The following is a 17,966-nucleotide window of genomic DNA, read 5'->3' on the forward strand; positions in this document are numbered from 1 at the left end:
TCTGACCTAACTATGAAAGTGGCGTGTGGCCTCATAAAGAAACCAAGAGCGCCGCTCGCTTTCATCAATCCAAACTTCGATCTGCGCGGTGCTTGCGATGTCTCGATGTTCCGCACAGACATCGTGTGCACCTCTCAATGAAGCGGTTAAGGCTCTGTTGTCTTGGCAAAGCTCTGAGAGCATATCCTGAGGTGTCACAAATTCGGCATCGTTATCTGAAATTCTTTGCAGGCGAGAGATCTGGCCGATGGAACGAATTGTCGTGCCGCCAACTTTGCGAACTCGTTCGGCCAAAGGATCGGTCATGGCAAATATTTGATCGGCCTGTTCATCAAGGAGAAGGTGAAGATCTCGGAAGTGCGTACCACTCATGTGCCAATGAAAGTTTTTTGTTTTAAGATAAAGAGCGTAGACATCCGCCAGGGCTAAGTTTAAAGCGGCAGAGATGTCTTTGGTGGCTCGTTCCCCAAGATCTGTTGGTGTACGTAGGGGAGCGATTCTTGATTTATGTTGTTGTTGCTGTTCCATGCAAACCTCCGCCAGTCAGTTTAGCGTCTGTTCAAGATAAAAGATCTTTGTAAGTTGTCTTGATGTTGCCCGACATTTGACAGATAGCAGGTCTCAATTAAGTTTTCGAAATTTTCACAGTTTTGATTGTGGGCCAACTTGAGTGCTGCCAACAATAATGTCAAAGCAGAGGGGGACGTTGTTATGGCAGCCGCAGGCACTGTGATTTCTACGACTGAAAAACGAAATATTTGGAAGGTGATTGCCGCCTCCAGTGCGGGGACTCTGATTGAGTGGTATGACTTTTATATCTTCGGAAGTTTGGCGACGATAATTTCGGCTCAGTTCTTTCCCAAAGGGCATGAAACCGCAGCTCTCTTGGGGACTTTGGCAACCTTTGCGACGGGATTTATCGTGCGACCTTTTGGAGCCTTGGTGTTTGGGCGAGTCGGCGACGTTGTGGGAAGAAAATACGCCTTTATGGTGACTTTGTTGATCATGGGCCTTGCGACAACAGCGATTGGTCTTTTGCCGGGATATGAGACGATCGGAATTTTGGCTCCTATTTTACTTTTGGTCTTAAGACTTCTTCAGGGTTTGGCTTTGGGAGGAGAATATGGAGGAGCGGCAACCTATGTGGCCGAGCACAGTCCTGACGGGAAACGGGGATACTACACAAGTTTTATTCAAACGACGGCGACTTTGGGGCTCTTTGTTTCCTTAGGGGTGATCCTGGTGACACGTCTTTCTTTAGGGGAAGAGGCTTTTAAGGTGTGGGGATGGCGTGTTCCCTTTATTCTTTCGGTCTTGCTAGTTTTGGTGTCCTATTTGATTCGACGAAAAATGGAAGAGTCACCTTTGTTTGTTCAAATGAAATCAGAAGGAAAAACCTCCGCCAGCCCTTTGCGTGATAGTTTTATGAATCCTGAAAATAGACGCTTGGTGATCCTGTCTTTGTTAGGGGCGACCGCTGGCCAAGGGGTGGTGTGGTACACCGGGCAATTCTACGCTCTTTATTATTTGCAGACGGTTTTGAAAGTGGATTTCGTATTGGCGAACCAAATCATTGCCGTTGCTCTTCTTTTTGCGACGCCCTTTTTTGTGGTGTTCGGTGCTTTGTCGGATCGAATGGGACGAAAAAGAATCATGATGGCAGGATGTTTGATTGCGGCGTTAACTTATTATCCCATTTATCGTGCGATGGAAGCTTATTCTGGTTGGAACCCGATGGAGCCCAATGCGACAGCGATTAATCCCAATGTCTTTATGCTAACACTGCTGGTTTTCATTCAGGTTATTTATGTGACGATGGTTTATGGGCCCATCGCCGCCTTCCTGGTGGAGCTATTTCCGACGCGCATTCGTTACACGTCGATGTCTTTACCGTATCATATTGGAAATGGCGTCTTCGGAGGACTGGTACCTTTTATCGGAACTGCCTTGGTGGCGTCGACGGGCAATCACTTTGCTGGGCTGATGTATCCCATTGCCGTCGCGGTGATGACATTTATTATTGGCAGCCTCTATATCAAAGAGGATCTTGATGTTCGTTGGCATGCATCACCGTCTCATTCTGGGAAAGAGTGAGGACATATACTGCCTACAGAATTAATGGGATAATCTCAGTATGGGTCTCAATCTAAGGTCTATAAAGCCGATAAGTTTAGTATGCGGTTGGGGACCTGGGGCCATGACTTATCCTTAAGTTTTTCTTGGAGAAATTATTTTTTCCCTCTGTTGCTATTGATGCTCACCGCGTGTTCTGATCCTAAAATCGAAGTCGGTGTTCTGAATAAACTCGCCAAAACAAAAGCTGAATTTAAAGTGACCAACGCCATCGGTGATGGGGATATGCTTCCTGATGCAACGGAGTCGTCCATTCCTATCGAGATCTCGTGCTCAAGCACTGTTGAAATGATGGAAATCCAAAATCCTCAAACAAAAGAGTGGAAGAAGATTTCGGATCTTATTGCTGGCGCGAGTTTTAGCTGCAGCTCCGGGGGCCCTGTGAGGTTCAATTTGCCTCTGACCCATGTCGCTCCGTATTCGGCACCCACGACTTCTGGGGATCGTCGTCAGGATTTTCAGATTCGCTGGATGGTGAAAAATATGTACGGCGAAACGTCAGTTTACTATCGAACGTTGTCGGCACTGTTCAAAGCACCTACGGTGGGTGTTGTTGCTTCGGATATCAACCTCGCCAATGCTGCTCCGGGTTCGTATGGAATCTCGGGCTCCTGCTCGCAAGAGGGGGCTGAAGTTGCGATCGAGGGGCCTTTTTCTTCGGTGATTAAAGGGATTTGTTCCAGTGGCTCCTATAGTGTTGTTGCAAGTGTCGATACAGCTTGGGCTGATGGCTCCACGGTGATCAAGGTGAAGCACTACACAGTGGACTCTTATCGAGCCTACGGAGAGGCGACAAAAACCATTCTTATTGATCGCATGGCTCCTGTGTTAAGTATTTCGTCACCTTCGGATGGGACGGTGTTTACGTCAAGTCACTTTACTGCGGGAAGTACTATTCGAGTTGAAGGAAATTGCAGTGAGTCTTTGTTGCCAGTTAAGATCGAACTGAACGGAAGTTTTATTGTTGAAACCTCGTGTTCGTCTGTTGGCACCTTTCAGGCGGACGTGAATCCTCCTGAGGGGCTCTTTACAATCAAAGCTTCGCACTCTGACGGGGCGGGAAATAATACCAGCACAAGTCTTTTGTCGCTAGAAAAGGACACAACTCCTCCGGGAGCTTTCAGTATTTCTGGGGTTCGCTCTAACAGTGGGGCTGACGTCACTGCAGACTCTGTATTAACTGATTTAGGCTTGCGTGTGGATCTGAGTACCGCAGCAGGAGCCGCCTCGTATGACGTTGTCGTGAAGGATAGCGCCGGGGCCTCCGTCATTTGTCCTTTACAAGCGGGGGCCGTGACTCAATTCTCTTTTGACGGATGTGTTTTGAATCAAAGTGGCACCTACAAGGTTTTTGCTCAGGCCAAAGATTCTCATGGCAATGTGATAGCGGCTTCCAATAATGGATTTTCTTTCACAGTGCAATATCCAGTTCCTGAAATCGTGAAGGTTTATGGAAGTGTTCCGAATACGACGCAAATGCAAGGGGCAACTATATATATTTACGTTGTATATAATCGCGCCGTCTCGGTTTTGGGAACTCCTAAACTTGCACTGAATACCTCCGCAGAAGCGAGCTTTGTGATGATGGCCGACGCAGATAAAAAAACATTGAAGTTTCAGTATGTGGTCGGGGCCAATCAGTACGCGGGGATGTTGGGCGTAGAAGGGGCGGGAGTATCTTTAAACGGCGGAAGTATTAATGATATTGCGAACTCGGCGGTGAATGCCTCCTTGGCTGTGCCTGTTGATGACGGTGTGAATGCAAATTGGTTGAAATCAAATCGAATAAAGGTCGACTCGCAGCCACCGGGATTTGTGACGGGGCTCACCTTGAATCAGGTGTCCCCTTATTATTTTAGAACTCCAATGATTCATTTCGAACTTCCTGCAGGGGAGCCAGAGCCTGTGACCGTGTTTGCGCGTGTGCGCACCTCCAGCAATAGTGAGTTGCAGGGCTGGACAGCTGTTGTCTCTGACCAACGCTTGGATCTTGTGACTCATATGATGCCTGGAACCACCTATTACGTCGATCTTCGTGCGCAGGACCCCGCCGGGAATATTGGTTCTGTTGTGACGAGTTCCTTTGTGAGCTTCTTGTGCCCGACAGGGTTTGTATATATTTATAATCCAGCGATGCCCGCCGTGGCGCCCTTTTGTGTGGGGCAGTTTGAAGCGAAGCTGGGAGCGGGTAATTTACCAAGTTTTGTAGCTGCGGGATATCCTTGGGCCTTAGGGCGAAATGATGCCATGACAAAATGCCAAAGTCTTGGCGGGAACTATGATCTGATTTCGAATACGGAGTGGAATACTGTTGCTGAACTTATCGCTCAGCAAAGCGTAAACTGGACGGGGGATGGAATATTATTCAGAGGAAATAATAATCTTAATCCACCGAGAGAAGTGAATACAGCGGCTCCCTTTTACCCTAATTTGATGGTGGATCTTTCGCAAATACGTTCTCACTCTCTTCCTTACAATCAGACTTTGTGGGATTTTTCGGGAAATGCCACAGAGGTGGTTAAGGATCTCGATGCTGTCGTATACAGTCCTTATGACGGTTATGTGGCCCAGTTGGCTCTAGGGACTACGCCTCTCAAAGAGAAATACGGGACCAGTCGCATTTGTGCAAGTTTTGGGGTAAGCCCCTATTGTGGTTTGGGTTATATCAATGTTCAATACTCAGGGACTATTTGGAGAGGCGGTTCTTGCATTGATGCCGATGGAGCTGGGGTCTTTGCTACATGGCGGAACTACACGACAGGAGCGAATGATCCTGCGACTATGCCTCCCCCGTATGGTTACACAAACGATGGCGGCTTCCGCTGCGTCTATCACCCTTAAGATTTCAGAAAACGTTTTGTGAGTATATGAAATCTCAACGTCAATAAGATCGAAGCGCAGATCAAGCCCAAGAGAAGACCAATCCAGATTCCGACAGGGCCAGCACCGCCGTGGAAGGCTAAGAGATATCCAATGGGAAGGCCCATGATCCAATAAGAAAAAAAGGCGATGACACTCGGCCATTGTGTATCACTCATGCCACGCAAGGCTCCAATGGCAATGGCTTGAATGCCGTCAAAGACTTCAAAGATCGCAACAACGATTAAAAGCTGAGCTGCCCACGTGATGACGTCTTGATCTGTCACGTAAAGCGTGGGGAACCAATGGCGAAGGAAAAAGAATCCCAAGGCACAAAGACCCATATAGTAGGAACCAAGCTTAATCGCCGTGAATCCCGCAAAGCGAGCAAGCGAATAGTCACCACGTCCTAGTTCATAAGCCACGCGGATACTTGAGGCGATGCCGATACCTAATGTAATCATAAAGCTGGTGCTGGCTAAGCTAATAGTAATTTGGTGAGCGGCGAGGGGAGCGGCACCAAACCATCCCATCATAATCGCCGCCGAAGCAAAAGCGCCAACCTCAAAAACAAAAGTCAGGCCATTGGGAAGTCCCAGGCGCAGCATGTTCTTAAGAAGATGATGGTCGAAGCGATGAGTCCAGCGTTCCGTCAAATAGTGTTTAAACTGAGAATGCCAGTGAACATAAGCAATCATAATCAGCGCCATCAGGGTGCGCGCCATCAAGGTCGCATAAGCCGCCCCATTAAGACCTAATTTGGGAAATCCATAATGACCGTGAATCAAGACATAGTTCCCGGCGATATTGAAAAGAACGCCAAAGAGCATCACAAACATGGCGACCTTCGTTTTGCCGATCCCATCTGTGAACTGTTTGTAGGTTTGATAAAGAAGACTTGGCAGAACCGACCAAGTGATGATTTCAAAAAAAGAAGCCCCCAGAGTTAAAATTTCTGGTGTCTGTCCAAACCAATGAAGATTCGGCAGAAGCAGATAAAGCAGACCAATGATAAGGGCACTCACCCCAAGGGCGATAAAAACACTGTGCCTAAGAAGCACGCCGCCCTCTGGATAGTTTTCTTGTCCCTGCATCCGCGCAAAAAGCGCCGTGACGGGAGCCAGCATCCCCAAGCCAAAAATCAAAAAGACGACGAAGACACTTCCCGCAAAAGCCGAGGCTCCTAAAGCGATGGAGCCAAGCGCGCCCACCATAAGAGTGTCTACTAAAGTAATCACATTTTGTCCCACTTGGCCGACAATGATGGGGCCCGCAAGTTTGGACAGTAATTTACTTTCGTGAAAAAACTTAGACCGCGACAACTTCTTGGATCTCCGGGAAAAGTTCTTTCATGCGTGTCTCGATACCCTCTTTAAGAGTGATCGAAGAACTTGGACATCCAGAGCAAGCGCCCTTCATGCGGATATAAAGAATCTGATTTTCATATTTATAGAAAACAATATCGCCCCCGTCGAGGGCAACAACAGGACGGATTTCTCGATTTAGCACCGACTTGATATTGCGAACCATGGGCGAGTCATTGGCGTCGTCTTCTGGGGTTGTCACGAGCTCCACCACGACAGGTTCATTACGTTCGAGGTGCTCTTGAATCAAGCCACAAAGCGGGGATGCCAAAAGATCCCACTCCACCCAGTCTTGCTTAGTGATGGCAATGAAGTCAGGTCCCACATAGACGGAACTGGTCCAAGGAAATCCAAAGATTTTAGAGGCCAAAGGGGAGCGTTCCGCCTCCTGAGACGTAGGGCAATCAAAACCCTGGGAGGTCACCTGGCGATGTAAAAGGAACTTCATCGTCGCCGGGTTGGGGGTTAGTTCATACGTTACCTGAGTTTGTACACTAGTGCTCATAGGGACCTCTAAATGAAGAACAAGGAACATTATAGCACAGAGTCTTTTCTGCCAAGCGTGTTAATCCTTGAGACGCACTTGATTATATTAGAAAAACTCAATAACTTTACAGCGCTCAAGGGGTTTTATGAAGACAACAAAACCCTGGTTTTGAGCCAATAGCTGAGTTCTACACATGTTTTGAGGAGACAAAGATGACGCCAAGAGTTAGAGAGATTTTGAGCTGGTACGGAGCTGACAATCCAGGAGTACTTACGAATTTAGCTCGTATGATGAACCACGGAAAATTGGCTGGCACCGGTAAATTGGTGATTTTGCCTGTCGACCAAGGTTTTGAACATGGTCCGGCTCGCTCTTTTGCGAAAAATCCAGATGGATATGATCCTGCTTTCCACGTTGAGTTGGCGATTGAGTCAGGCTGTAACGCCTATGCCGCTCCTCTTGGCGCATTGGAGGCTATTGCGCGCGATTATGCCGGTGAGATTCCTTTGATTCTTAAAATCAACAACTCCGACACCCTTTACACCAACAAAAGCCCGATTTCAGCGATGACCTCATACATCGACGATGCTTTGCGACTGGGTTGTGCGGGAATTGGTTTTACAATTTACCCTGGATCTTCTGAGCGAAAAAATCAGTATGAAGAAATCGCGCAGGCAGCTCGTGAAGCGAAAGCAGCGGGTCTTGCGGTTGTGATTTGGTCTTACCCTCGTGGTGAGCAATTATCCAAAGAAGGCGAAACCGCGATTGACGTGGTTGCTTACGCAGCTCACATTGCGGCTCAATTGGGCGCGCACATTATCAAAGTGAAACCTCCAACAGCACACATCGAACAAGCGGCTGCAGCGAAGGTTTACCAAGAGCAAGGTATTAAAGTCACAACGATGGCAGATCGTATCCGTCACGTTGTTCAATCTTCTTTCAACGGAAAGCGCATTGTGATTTTCTCTGGCGGAGAAGCCAAGGGCACAGAAGAGCTTCTGAAGGAAGTTTCTGAATTGGCACAAGGTGGAGCTTTCGGCTCTATCATGGGTCGTAACGCCTTCCAACGTCCGAAGAAAGAAGCGATTCAATTGTTGCACAATGTGATGGAAACTTTTGCCGGTAAAAAACTATAGGAACTTCAATGTCGATCAATGAGAACCCCTTAAGAGCCGAAAAACGCAAAAAACTTCATGCCCTTCGCGAGAAAGGCATCAACCCTTATCCTTATGTGTTTGAGAATAAGGCGAAGATTGCAGAAATCGTTGCCGAGCACGCAGCGACTTTGCAACCCGGTGAAAAGAAGCCTGAATTTGCTTATCGTATTGCCGGTCGTTTGATGACTTTGCGTGCGATGGGGAAAGCTTCGTTCTTCAACATGCAGGATCAGACGGGCACCGTGCAAGTCTATGTAAAAACGGAAGAGCTTTCTGAACAAGATCGCGCGGCGTTTGAGTTGGTTGATTTGGGTGATATCGTCGGCGTGAATGGTTTTGTGTTTAAATCGCAAAAAGGTGAGTTCTCAATTTACGTTAAAAGTTTTCAAATTTTGACGAAATCAATTGAGCCTTTGCCCGAGAAATTCCACGGGGTTCAAGATATTGAAATCAAGTATCGTCACAGACACTTGGATTTGATCTCAGATCCGGACTCGCGCAAGGTCTTTGAAACTCGCTCTAAGATTATCAAAGAAATCCGTCGTTTCTTGGACGACCGTGGTTTCATGGAAGTAGAAACTCCGACGTTGCAACCTGTTTACGGGGGAGCTGCAGCGACTCCGTTTACAACTCATCATAAAGCTTTGGACATGAAGCTTTACATGAGAATTTCTCCTGAGCTTTATTTGAAGCGTTTGATCGTGGGCGGATTTGAAAAAGTTTACGAGATCAGCAAGAACTTCCGCAATGAAGGAATCGATAGAACTCACAACCCAGAGTTTGCATTGCTTGAGTTCTATGAGGCCTACACCGACTACAACTATCAAATGAAACAGTTTGAAGAGATCATTTCCACTTTGGCGCAAAAAGTGACCGGCGGCATGAAGATCACTTACCAAGGTAAAGAAATTGATTTCACTCCTCCGTGGAGACGTTTGACGGTTTTTGATGGCGTTCGTGAGTATGCAGGGGTTGATCCTGAAAACGCGACGGATGAAGAGATCTTCCAAGCGACTCGTAAACACGGCAGCAAAGAAGACAAGCCTGGAAAGCGTGGTGAGATGTTGATGGAGCTTTTTGAGCTCACAGCAGAACAGCACTTGTGGCAACCGACCTTTGTGTTGGATCACCCGGTAGAGATTTCTCCATTGACGAAGATTCATCGCCGCGATTCCAGATTGGTGGAACGTTTTGAGCCGTTTGCAGCGTGCATGGAAATCGGGAATGCTTATTCGGAACTCAACGATCCAGAGGATCAGTTGGCGCGTTTGAAAGAGCAAGAAGCGTCACGCGCGACGGATGAAGAGGCGCACCCTATGGACGAGGACTTCTTGTTGGCGATTGATGCGGGAATGCCGCCAACGGGCGGAGTGGGAATCGGCATCGAGCGCATCGTGATGCTCTTGACCGATCGACCTAGTATTCGGGATATCATTTTCTTCCCGACGATGAGAATTACTAAATAGGAATTACGAAGGGGGCTTGTGGCCCCCTTCTCTTTGCCGGGAGCCCCTTCCTTCCCTCACGCCAGCGGCCCTCAGACAGTCCTCGCGGACGCCCTCCCTTTGGGAGAGGCTGCTGCGGAACTCGGGCCGCTAGCGTAAGGGAAGGAAGGGGCTCCCAGCAAAGAGAAGGCACGACGACCGGTCTATTTAATGCCAATGAATCTCCCCTGGATTTTTGGTTTCCCGAGCTGGATGCTCGGGAAAGGGGGCTCGGGGTCGCCCGATTGTCAGGATGCTCAGATGGGGTAGATGACGGAAGTTCATTAGTTAACATGAATCCGAAAAGTAATCGGAGGGTAGAATGAAAAGATATGTCTTAATTGTAGTCGCAGTTCTCTTGGCATCAGCCTGTCAGCAAAAGCCGACAAAGATTTCAGTTCAAGAGCCTGTGATCAGTGAAGGGGTGACGGCGGAAAAGCTTTTGAAAGAGAAGGCTGTTATCTTGGATGCTCGGCCGGCTTTTGAATTTAATTTGGCGCATGTGCCAGGCGCGATCAATGTTCGGTGGGAAGATTTTTCGCAAAACAGTCCTCGCTCTCGGGGGCTTTTGCAGGGGGATCTTTTTTCTTTGGCTCGCCGTTTGGCTTTGGTGGGGATTGATCCTGATACCAAGGTTGTTGTTTTGGGAAAAGGGGCTCAAGGGGGCGGTGAAGAGGGGCGTGTTGCTTGGACTTTGAAGGTTTTAGGAGTCAAAGATGTTTATACGCTGGTGCATACTTCCTATCGAGAGATGAATACAGCCAAGGAAGCGCCGCTTATTCAGAATAAATCTTATTGGAAGCCGCAGGAAAGTGAATCTTTAGTCACGGATATCAAAGACTTCAAAAAGCAGATCGCTAAGCCAGGTGCGGTGATTTTGGACGTGCGTTCTTCGCAAGAGTTTGCACTTCGCAATCTTTCGATTGAAAAAGGGGTGAAGGCCTCTGTGTACAATGTTGAGTGGAAAGAGTTCTTTGATGGCAAGGGTCTGCCTCAGTCAAAAATCGAGGGGCTTCTTCGTGAAAAAGGAATTCCTAAAGAGGCCATGATTTTTGTGGTAAGCAATCATGGTGTGCGCTCCGGCGCGGTCACTTATGCTTTGCAGTTTCTTGGCTACAAAAGAGTCAGCAATGTGGCCGGAGGATATGAACAATGGAAGTAGACTCTCAAGAACTCATTCGTATTTTAAAGGATAAAATTGTTCTTTATCAGCACTTGGGAATTGAAGTTGTTAAAATAGATTCTCATGAAGTTCGTTTTAAGGTCTCTTTAGAGAAAAACAAGAATCACAAAGGGACCGCCTTTGGGGGAAGTCTTTACGCTACGGGAGTGTTGGCTTCTTATGCCTTAGTGCTTGCCGGTCTTCATGAACGACATATTCCGACTGAAAATATTGTGATAGCCAAAGGCGAGATTCAGTATCTGCGCCCTGTGGATACGGATTTTGAAGTTGTGTGCCAGTTTTCTTCTCTCGAGGAAGAGGATCAGTTCTTCGCTGAGCTTAATACTAAAGGCAAAGTTCGGGGAGCCCTTGCGACGCGAATATTGGGCGCGGATGGCGTTCTAAAGGCCACGCTGATGGGTGTGTTTGTTGTAAAGAAATGAGAATCAATAGGGGACCTTATCAAACAAAATAGGGGTCCCCGCTCTGCTGACTGCTTCGAGTACGATTATTTTCTATAAACATTAAGTAATTTTCTTGTTTCTCCGAAGAATACAAAGATGTGATGGGCTCGCATTGAGTTCTTCTTAAATGTACGTAATGGAAACAAGGAGATTGCCTCTTTATGAAACACCTTAGTCATTGTTCGTTGCTCATGAGGGCAGTCCGTTTCCTCTTCCTTTCTGCGATCTTTGTTTTCCTTTCTGCCTGTGGAAATATGACCGCCGATCTGGCAAGTATTCTCAGCGGCTCTTCTATTCAGTTCCCGGAAGCAAGTAATCCTTCCAGTATTGTTGTTGGCGAGTCGAGTGCTTTGAACCCCGTTGGTGGTGTTGAGCCTTACACCTATACAGTGGTGTCAGGCGGGGGAAGCATCTCAGACTCGTCCACATATACGGCGCCGTCTTCACCAGGAGTTGTGGTTATTAAGGTGACTGATTCTGCGGGGAATTCTTCTCACTTTACAGTTAATATTGTTCCCGGTTTAACAGCGAGTATTGCAACTCCAGTGATTGCCTTAAATAATGCGGCGACGGTGGTCCCTCAAGGGGGGATTGCGGGTTACTCATACTCAGTGGTTAGCGGAGGTGGAGTGATTAGCGCATCGGGGAATTATGAACCTCAGGGGTTCATGGGGACTGCGACGATCCACATTTCTGATTCAGCAAATCATACGTTTGCAATCGACATCACCACAAACGCTCTTTTGCAGATTTCTCCTGCTAATTCTTCTATCTATACAATGACGACACAGCCCTTTTCGGCAACTGGTGGTGTTCCTCCTCTTAGCTATTCCGTGCTCTTGGGAGGAGGCTCGATAGGGTTTAGTGATGGTCTTTATCAGGCCAGCGCCTCTTCGGGAACCGCGACGGTTGTCGTCAGTGATGCTCTCGGGAACTCGTCATCAACTCAAGTCACTATTCAACAAGGAGTCAGCCTTATGCCGACAGCTGTGACCTTGGCTGTGGGAAATACGCAAGTTTTCACTGCGGGCGGGGGACCGGCGCCCTATGTTTTTGAAATTTCTAATGGGGATGGTGTCACGGGAGCGATCGTCAGTTCTACGGGGACAACGGTCACGGCAGAAGCTTTAGCTGTGGGCACATTTGTTCTGCGAGTAACGGACTCCACTCCGCGAAGTTTTGATGTTTTAGTAACGGTCAATCAGGCTCTAACGGCTTCAGCGTCGCATTCTACCATCACGGAAAATAACACGTCGACGGTTTCGGGGGTGAATGGTGTTCCGCCGTATTCATATGCTCTTGCATCGGGTCCAGGGAGTGTTAATGCCACGACAGGTGTTTATACGCCAGGAACAGGTGGTGCTGGTGTAATTGTCGTCACTGACTCCAAAGGGAATACAAGTTCTCGTACCATCTTCGTGAATCCAGCGGTGAGAATCGTAACGCTTTCTTCTGTCGTTGCGACGGGGGAAAGTCTGTCCATGGATGTCGCAGGAGGTGTTTCTCCTTATAATTTCTTTGTTGTTTCCGGGGCAGGCAATCTGTCTGGGTGGTCCTATATAGCTCCAGCAAATCCCGAGACTCTGGTTTTAAGAGTCCAAGACAGTCTTGGTAATATAGATGAAGTCTCTATTCCGGTGGTGCATCGTCCTTTGATTTCTGATTTTCAAATAACGACATCGGTGTTTCAAAACACGGCGTTCGCACAAAATAGCCTTTCTTTGTCGTTTGTAGCGTCACATCACACACAGTGGTGTATTCAGTTCAGAGTCTCGGCACCTGATAGTTGTACTTGGAACTCGACGCCGCTGCCAGCCTCCACGCCATTGGAAGATGATGGAAAAGAAATTAAAACTTTTTATGCGTGGGTAAAGAACAGTTATGGATTGATTTCTGCTCCGAAAAGTTCTTCGGTGGCTTTTAATTCTAAATTCCCAATTGGTTCGAATCTCCTGTTCGATGCGCCAGTCAGTGTAACAGTTGATGGAGATGGTTTTGTTTATACGCTGGATTGGTTCAAGGGAATATTTCGTAAGTTCTCCGCCACAGGCGAGCCAGTTTTAAGTTTCGGTGGCAAAGGCAGTACAAACGGCAAGTTTAGTGTTCCTCAAAGTGGTATTGTTCGTCATCCGTCCGGAGACATCTATATTTATGATACCGGCAATTCATGTATCAAGGTTTTTGACTCACAAGGAAATTATAAATTTCAATTTGGATACCCAGGGACAGGTCCTGGTCAGCTTTCCCCTTTGCTTGGTGCAAAGAATGGCAATTCAATAGCTCTTGCATCTGATGGAAACATCTTGGTGGCGGATACGAACAATCATCGAGTGCAAGTCTTTACTCCGACGGGCAATTACCTAAGTCAGTTCGGATCTTTAGGCAGTGCCGATGGAAAATTCAATTTACCTATTTCTCTCACGTTAGGCTCTGGTGGTGATATCTATGTCCTTGAAAGGGGTAATAATCGTATCCAAAGATTTGATTCGGCAGGGGTTTACAAAAGTAAATTTGGAGTGGCAGGAACGGGTGATGGTCAGATATCTGCGGCAAGTGCGGGACTCGCCGTTGATTCTGGTGGAAATATTTATGTCTCGGAACATCCAAGAGTTCAGAAGTTTAGTCCGGCAGGAACGTTTTTGTTTAAACTGACTGTCGATTATGTGACCGGTTTGGCAGTTGATAGTAGTGACAATTTATATGTTACCGTGAGTAGGGATGCTGAAGGAGCTGTTCGAAAGTATTCGCCTTCTGGAGGCCTTTTAGACTCCTTTGGTAGTGCTTCTGCTAAGTTGGGCCATTTTGAAAACCCGGAAGATTTTGCGACGGATGCATCAGGAAATATCTATGTTGCAGATACTGGCAATCACCGTATTCAGAAATTTGATTCCAGTGGTAATTTTATTTTATCCTTTGGCAGTAAGGGAACCGGAAATACTGAGTTTAATAGACCTTTCAGTATTACTATTGATAGCGACGGGAATATTCAGGTCATTGACCTGGATAATAATCGTATCAAGAAGTTCACCTCTTCTGGAGGCTTCATTTCATCCAGATCCGCAAGTGGCTTAATGATGATACGCAGTGATTCAGCAGGGGGTCTTTATGTAGGAAGTGGTGGATGGATTACAAAAACGGACAATGATGGAAATTATATCAAGGACGTTGGGGCAGCGGAGAAAATGAGTGTATATCAAGATCGAATTTATATGCTTTCTGATACAGGAATAAATGTTTATGATTTGGCTGGAAATACTTTAGGAAGTGATCTGGATATAAGTGGCACAATAGATGTGAACAACGTTCGCGCGATGCTGTTTAACGGTGGTTATCTTTTGGTGTGTGGAAGTGGTGGAGCTCAGAGCAATATGCTTCACTATTTTTATGCCGGCGATAACTATTTGACATGGCATACGTCGATGCGGTCCCTTGATCAAAATTTCTATGGCTTTCCTTTTGATTACCAAGGAATTGTTAGTGGGAATGGTGGCATCCTGATTTTGGATAGAAGGATGAGTCGTATTGTGAAGTTAGAAAGCTATGGTGGATGGTATTTGTTGCAGTAGCAATGAAAAATCACTGATGGCAAAGGCTTGTAGCTCTCAGGTACTCATTCGAATTTAAAAAGATAAGATCGTTATGAACGGCAGGATTTGTAGTTAAGCTTTAGTATTTTTTGACGAATAAACGGCCTGGGCCTTTTCACCCATTTTTTTCAGAGAACCGTCCTTTACGGCTTGTGCCAGATCTCGACTAGCTGTGGCTGTAGAAATGCTCTTGTGGATTTCAAGATAGTCCTTTCTTGAAAATGTTTTTCCATTGAAGTGCGCCATCGCATATTCAATTCGATTTGAGATGTTGGGTTTGCTAGGGCGATAAGAGGCTTTGAATTCTTCGAGACTCTTAAGGATATTCTCAAGCGAAAATTCAATAAATAATGTTGAGTCCCCCGCGCGATCACACTGCTCCAGGATCTTATAGTACTCCCTTTGTCTTTGATGAATCAGAGTCTCTGTGGAGAGGTATTCGAAAATAGGGGATTGTTTCATTAGCAGAAGTTGCTGCCAGAGTCTGCCCATGCGTCCGTTTCCGTCAGAAAATGGATGGATAAACTCAAGCTCATAGTGAAAAACGCAAGCTTTAATAAGCCAAGGAGTGTTTTTGTCTTTAGTGAGAAAATCAAAGAGCTTTCCCATAAGATGGGGGACTTGCTTGGGGGATGGGGCCACGTGGCTCACGGTGGTTCCTTTGAAAATTCCGACAGATGTTGTTCTGAACCTTCCCGCATCTTTCGCAAGATCTGACATAAGGGCTTTGTGTGCGGCCAGCAGGTCCTTTTCTTTAAGAGGGTTGTATTGTTCCAGGGAGTCATACAACTTAAGAGCGTTTTTAACTTCAATAATCTGCTTTTTTGGCCCTATGACTCTTTTGTTTTCAAGAATGGCAGTCATCTGTTCTTCAGTCAGAGAATTTCCTTCAATAGCCAAACTATGATGTACGGTTCGGACTTTATTTTCCTTGCGAAGTTTTACCGAAGGTTTTTGTGCCGAAAAACCATTAAGTTCCCCCACAAGTTCCTGGGTTTGGGAGATGAGATTTAGAATCTTTAAGGTTATCTGAAAGGGGGGCTTTTCTAGCATCAAATGATACTATCAAATGATACTATCATTTTCAATGAGATTTACGATGGAGCTGGTCCAGGAGGCTCTTTAAAAGCCTCGCTCATGGGTGTTTTTGTGGTTAAACTTTGAGTGAGAATTTCCAGGATCTCACTTTTCTTCACCGGCTTTACCGCGTAAGAATTGCAGCCACTGGCAAGGGCCCGTTGAAGATCTTCCACGACAGCCGTGGCCGTGAGGGCGATGATCGGGATCGGAGTCAGGTTTTTTTCTTTCTCCCAAAAGCGAATCAGCTCCGTGGCTTTATAGCCCGTCATGATGGGCATTTGCATGTCCATAAAAATCAGGTCGTACTTGTTCTTTCTAAATTTATCGACCGCCTCTTCTCCGTTTTTGGCCTCGTCACAATCAAAGGGCAGGTTTTTTAGGTAGTGAATCATCAGAACGCGATTGTCCTCTGAATCGTCGACCAGCAGAAGGTTAAAACGGCGATGGGGGAAGAGGTCGGCCCAGGAGGTCTCGACAGAGGCCTTTTTTTCGATTCGCGGGTTTAGATCGGGACGATGGGGAAGATAAATTCGAAAGGTGGTTCCTCGCCCTGCAAGACTTTTGACATCCATACTGCCACCCATGATCTCGACCAGATTTTTTGAAATGACCAAACCCAGACCTGTTCCGCCATATTTTCGCGTGATTCCAGGGTCTGCCTGAAAAAAAGGGGAAAACAAGCCTGATTGTTTTTCTCGAGGAATTCCAATGCCGGTGTCTTGCACCTCGATGAGCAACTTTTCTCCTCGTTCTTGTACAATTTTGACTGCGACTTGAACGGCTCCCTCGTCGGTGAATTTCAAGGCATTTCCGATAAGATTAAAAAGAACCTGACGAACGCGAGTGGGATCTCCCCATTGGTATTTGGGGACTTCGCGACTGATATTCAGTATGAAGTTCAATCCCTTTTCTTCGGCTTTGATCTGCAGAATTTCAAACACGCTGCGGATGGTGGAGTGTAAATCATAACTGGTATTTTCTACCGTCAAAGCCTTGGCTTCAATTTTTGAAAAGTCCAGGAGATCATTGATCAATGCTTTTAGATTTTCTCCGGCATGACTGAACAGCGTGAGATAACGTTCTTGATCCTTTGAAAGTTGAGTCTCTTTTAAAAGCTCTAACATTCCTAGCACCGAATTCAGAGGTGTGCGAATCTCATGACTCATCCTCGCTAGAAACTCTGATTTTGCCAAAGAGGCCTCTTCCGCTTGTTCTTTGGCGGTTTTCAATTCTCGTTCTGTTTCTCGGATGGTGACGAGTTTTCCGGTCAAAGAGGTGACTGCAGATCCGGTCACCAGAGAACAAAAACACAGCGTCAGCAGTGTTGCGGGGGTGTGGATTAAGACGGGATCGTTTGCCCAGGGAAGACCCAACAACTTAGGAAGGATCACGGTGATAGCCATGATCCAGGTGTTGATTAAGAGTGCGGCATAAAGTCCATACCAGGCCGAGGATATCAAGATAAGTATTCCATAGACATACCAAGTTTGAGAAAGAGGCAGGGAGATCCCCAATACGAGGCTTCCTGCCAAGATCGCCACCCAAAGGAATTTTTCTTTTCGAGGAACCCGATCTAAGCGTAAAGGGGGCAAAGAGTTATTGGGGAAGTAAGACAGTCCGGATCTATATAGAATGGGAGTCATAAGAATAAGAAGAGGCAAACAAATAAGAACGGCCCCCGTGAGATCTCCTATGATTGTCACCAAAGAAAACCATAGAAGTTGGGACTTGTCGGTCACCCCAGTTAAGACAAAGAGCGTTTGAATAGCAATGGAACTCACAATAGACGGAATCAGAAGGCCATAGACAAAGAAAAGACTGATGTTTTTTGGGTTCGGTCTCCAGCAAGTCATAAGCTTAAAGCGTTCACGGACCAGCATCCAGGCAAAGAAGACCTCCAGGGTTTCAGGAACTGCATAGACCGGATAGAGGAGGGGATTGGGAAGACCCAAGAGGGGGGCGGCGAAAAGTGCATTGAGATAGACCGCCATCAGAACCCGTGGGCCCCACCAAAGACTCATGGCAATGGCAATATTGACGGGAAAGTAGATCCAATAGATGCCTTGAGCGACCACGAACTGGCGGCTTGCCAGAGTGGCGAGAATCAATACTAGGAATGGGACAACCCAGGTCCACCAAGGCAGGCGCTTTGTGTTCATGGATGCAGTCTAGAAAAGATAACGGCGTCT

General features: G+C 46.8%; 12 protein-coding genes. 7 read left to right on the forward strand and 5 right to left on the reverse strand.

Annotation, left to right across the window (positions count from 1 at the left end):
- Window positions 1–6: 6 nt before the first annotated feature.
- Window positions 7–528 (reverse strand): Dps family protein, encoded by a 522-nt coding sequence (locus ACM64D_RS04570; RefSeq protein WP_415062003.1) that lies wholly within the window; start codon window positions 526–528, stop codon window positions 7–9.
- Window positions 529–711: 183 nt separating this feature from the next.
- On the opposite strand from ACM64D_RS04570, the gene ACM64D_RS04575 reads away from it, so the two are divergent.
- Window positions 712–2,094 carry an MFS transporter gene (locus tag ACM64D_RS04575; RefSeq protein WP_415062004.1) on the forward strand — a complete coding sequence of 461 codons (1,383 nt, stop codon included), beginning with the start codon at window positions 712–714 and terminating at the stop codon, window positions 2,092–2,094.
- A gap of 81 nt (window positions 2,095–2,175) precedes the next feature.
- Window positions 2,176–4,974 (forward strand): hypothetical protein, encoded by a 2,799-nt coding sequence (locus tag ACM64D_RS04580; protein ID WP_415062005.1) that lies wholly within the window; start codon window positions 2,176–2,178, stop codon window positions 4,972–4,974.
- Here the strand turns inward: ACM64D_RS04580 and ACM64D_RS04585 are convergent.
- Both ACM64D_RS04585 and ACM64D_RS04590 read right to left on the reverse strand, forming a co-directional pair.
- Window positions 4,971–6,314: an MATE family efflux transporter gene (locus ACM64D_RS04585; RefSeq protein WP_415062006.1), complete on the reverse strand. Its 1,344-nt coding sequence runs from the start codon at window positions 6,312–6,314 to the stop codon at window positions 4,971–4,973. The two genes, ACM64D_RS04580 and ACM64D_RS04585, sit on opposite strands and share 4 nt — an antisense overlap.
- The gene (locus tag ACM64D_RS04590; RefSeq protein ID WP_415062007.1) at window positions 6,301–6,861 is read right to left on the reverse strand and encodes a NifU family protein; all 561 of its coding nucleotides are present in this window, start codon (window positions 6,859–6,861) and stop codon (window positions 6,301–6,303) included. The genes ACM64D_RS04585 and ACM64D_RS04590 overlap by 14 nt, the downstream gene beginning before the upstream one ends.
- A 194-nt stretch (window positions 6,862–7,055) precedes the next feature.
- Between ACM64D_RS04590 and ACM64D_RS04595 the strand changes: the two genes are divergently transcribed.
- From ACM64D_RS04595 to ACM64D_RS04615, 5 genes are all read left to right on the forward strand, one after another.
- A complete protein-coding gene (locus ACM64D_RS04595) occupies window positions 7,056–7,979 on the forward strand; it encodes a class I fructose-bisphosphate aldolase (protein ID WP_415062008.1) in 924 nt (307 codons plus the stop codon).
- 8 nt (window positions 7,980–7,987) lie between these two features.
- On the forward strand, window positions 7,988–9,466 hold the full coding sequence (lysS, locus tag ACM64D_RS04600; RefSeq protein ID WP_415062009.1) for a lysine--tRNA ligase: 1,479 nt from the start codon (window positions 7,988–7,990) through the stop codon (window positions 9,464–9,466).
- A 340-nt stretch (window positions 9,467–9,806) separates the two neighbouring features.
- Window positions 9,807–10,646, forward strand: a complete 840-nt coding sequence (locus ACM64D_RS04605; RefSeq protein WP_415062010.1) for a rhodanese-like domain-containing protein — start codon at window positions 9,807–9,809, stop codon at window positions 10,644–10,646.
- Complete coding sequence (locus ACM64D_RS04610; RefSeq protein ID WP_415062011.1) at window positions 10,637–11,089, forward strand: YiiD C-terminal domain-containing protein; 453 nt, start codon at window positions 10,637–10,639, stop codon at window positions 11,087–11,089. Before ACM64D_RS04605 ends, ACM64D_RS04610 begins: the two co-directional genes overlap by 10 nt.
- A gap of 182 nt (window positions 11,090–11,271) precedes the next feature.
- Window positions 11,272–14,676, forward strand: a complete 3,405-nt coding sequence (locus ACM64D_RS04615) for a 6-bladed beta-propeller (protein WP_415062012.1) — start codon at window positions 11,272–11,274, stop codon at window positions 14,674–14,676.
- A gap of 93 nt (window positions 14,677–14,769) precedes the next feature.
- Here the strand turns inward: ACM64D_RS04615 and ACM64D_RS04620 are convergent, their stop codons facing one another.
- Window positions 14,770–15,750: a Fic family protein gene (locus ACM64D_RS04620; RefSeq protein WP_415062013.1), complete on the reverse strand. Its 981-nt coding sequence runs from the start codon at window positions 15,748–15,750 to the stop codon at window positions 14,770–14,772.
- A gap of 41 nt (window positions 15,751–15,791) precedes the next feature.
- Complete coding sequence (locus ACM64D_RS04625; protein WP_415062014.1) at window positions 15,792–17,936, reverse strand: ATP-binding protein; 2,145 nt, start codon at window positions 17,934–17,936, stop codon at window positions 15,792–15,794.
- Window positions 17,937–17,966: the final 30 nt, after the last annotated feature.

The organism is Bdellovibrio sp., assembly GCF_047637665.1.
Lineage (GTDB): Bacteria > Bdellovibrionota > Bdellovibrionia > Bdellovibrionales > Bdellovibrionaceae > Bdellovibrio.

Excerpts from the sequence above, each read along its gene's own strand:
- ACM64D_RS04570 (WP_415062003.1), bottom strand. The coding sequence starts at position 528 with ATGGAACAGCAACAACAACATAAATCAAGAATCGCTCCCCTACGTACA.
- ACM64D_RS04575 (WP_415062004.1), top strand. The coding sequence starts at position 712 with ATGGCAGCCGCAGGCACTGTGATTTCTACGACTGAAAAACGAAATATT.
- ACM64D_RS04580 (WP_415062005.1), top strand. The coding sequence starts at position 2,176 with ATGCGGTTGGGGACCTGGGGCCATGACTTATCCTTAAGTTTTTCTTGG.
- ACM64D_RS04590 (WP_415062007.1), bottom strand. The coding sequence starts at position 6,861 with ATGAGCACTAGTGTACAAACTCAGGTAACGTATGAACTAACCCCCAAC.
- ACM64D_RS04595 (WP_415062008.1), top strand. The coding sequence starts at position 7,056 with ATGACGCCAAGAGTTAGAGAGATTTTGAGCTGGTACGGAGCTGACAAT.
- lysS (WP_415062009.1), top strand. The coding sequence starts at position 7,988 with ATGTCGATCAATGAGAACCCCTTAAGAGCCGAAAAACGCAAAAAACTT.
- ACM64D_RS04605 (WP_415062010.1), top strand. The coding sequence starts at position 9,807 with ATGAAAAGATATGTCTTAATTGTAGTCGCAGTTCTCTTGGCATCAGCC.
- ACM64D_RS04610 (WP_415062011.1), top strand. The coding sequence starts at position 10,637 with ATGGAAGTAGACTCTCAAGAACTCATTCGTATTTTAAAGGATAAAATT.
- ACM64D_RS04615 (WP_415062012.1), top strand. The coding sequence starts at position 11,272 with ATGAAACACCTTAGTCATTGTTCGTTGCTCATGAGGGCAGTCCGTTTC.
- ACM64D_RS04620 (WP_415062013.1), bottom strand. The coding sequence starts at position 15,750 with ATGCTAGAAAAGCCCCCCTTTCAGATAACCTTAAAGATTCTAAATCTC.
- ACM64D_RS04625 (WP_415062014.1), bottom strand. The coding sequence starts at position 17,936 with ATGAACACAAAGCGCCTGCCTTGGTGGACCTGGGTTGTCCCATTCCTA.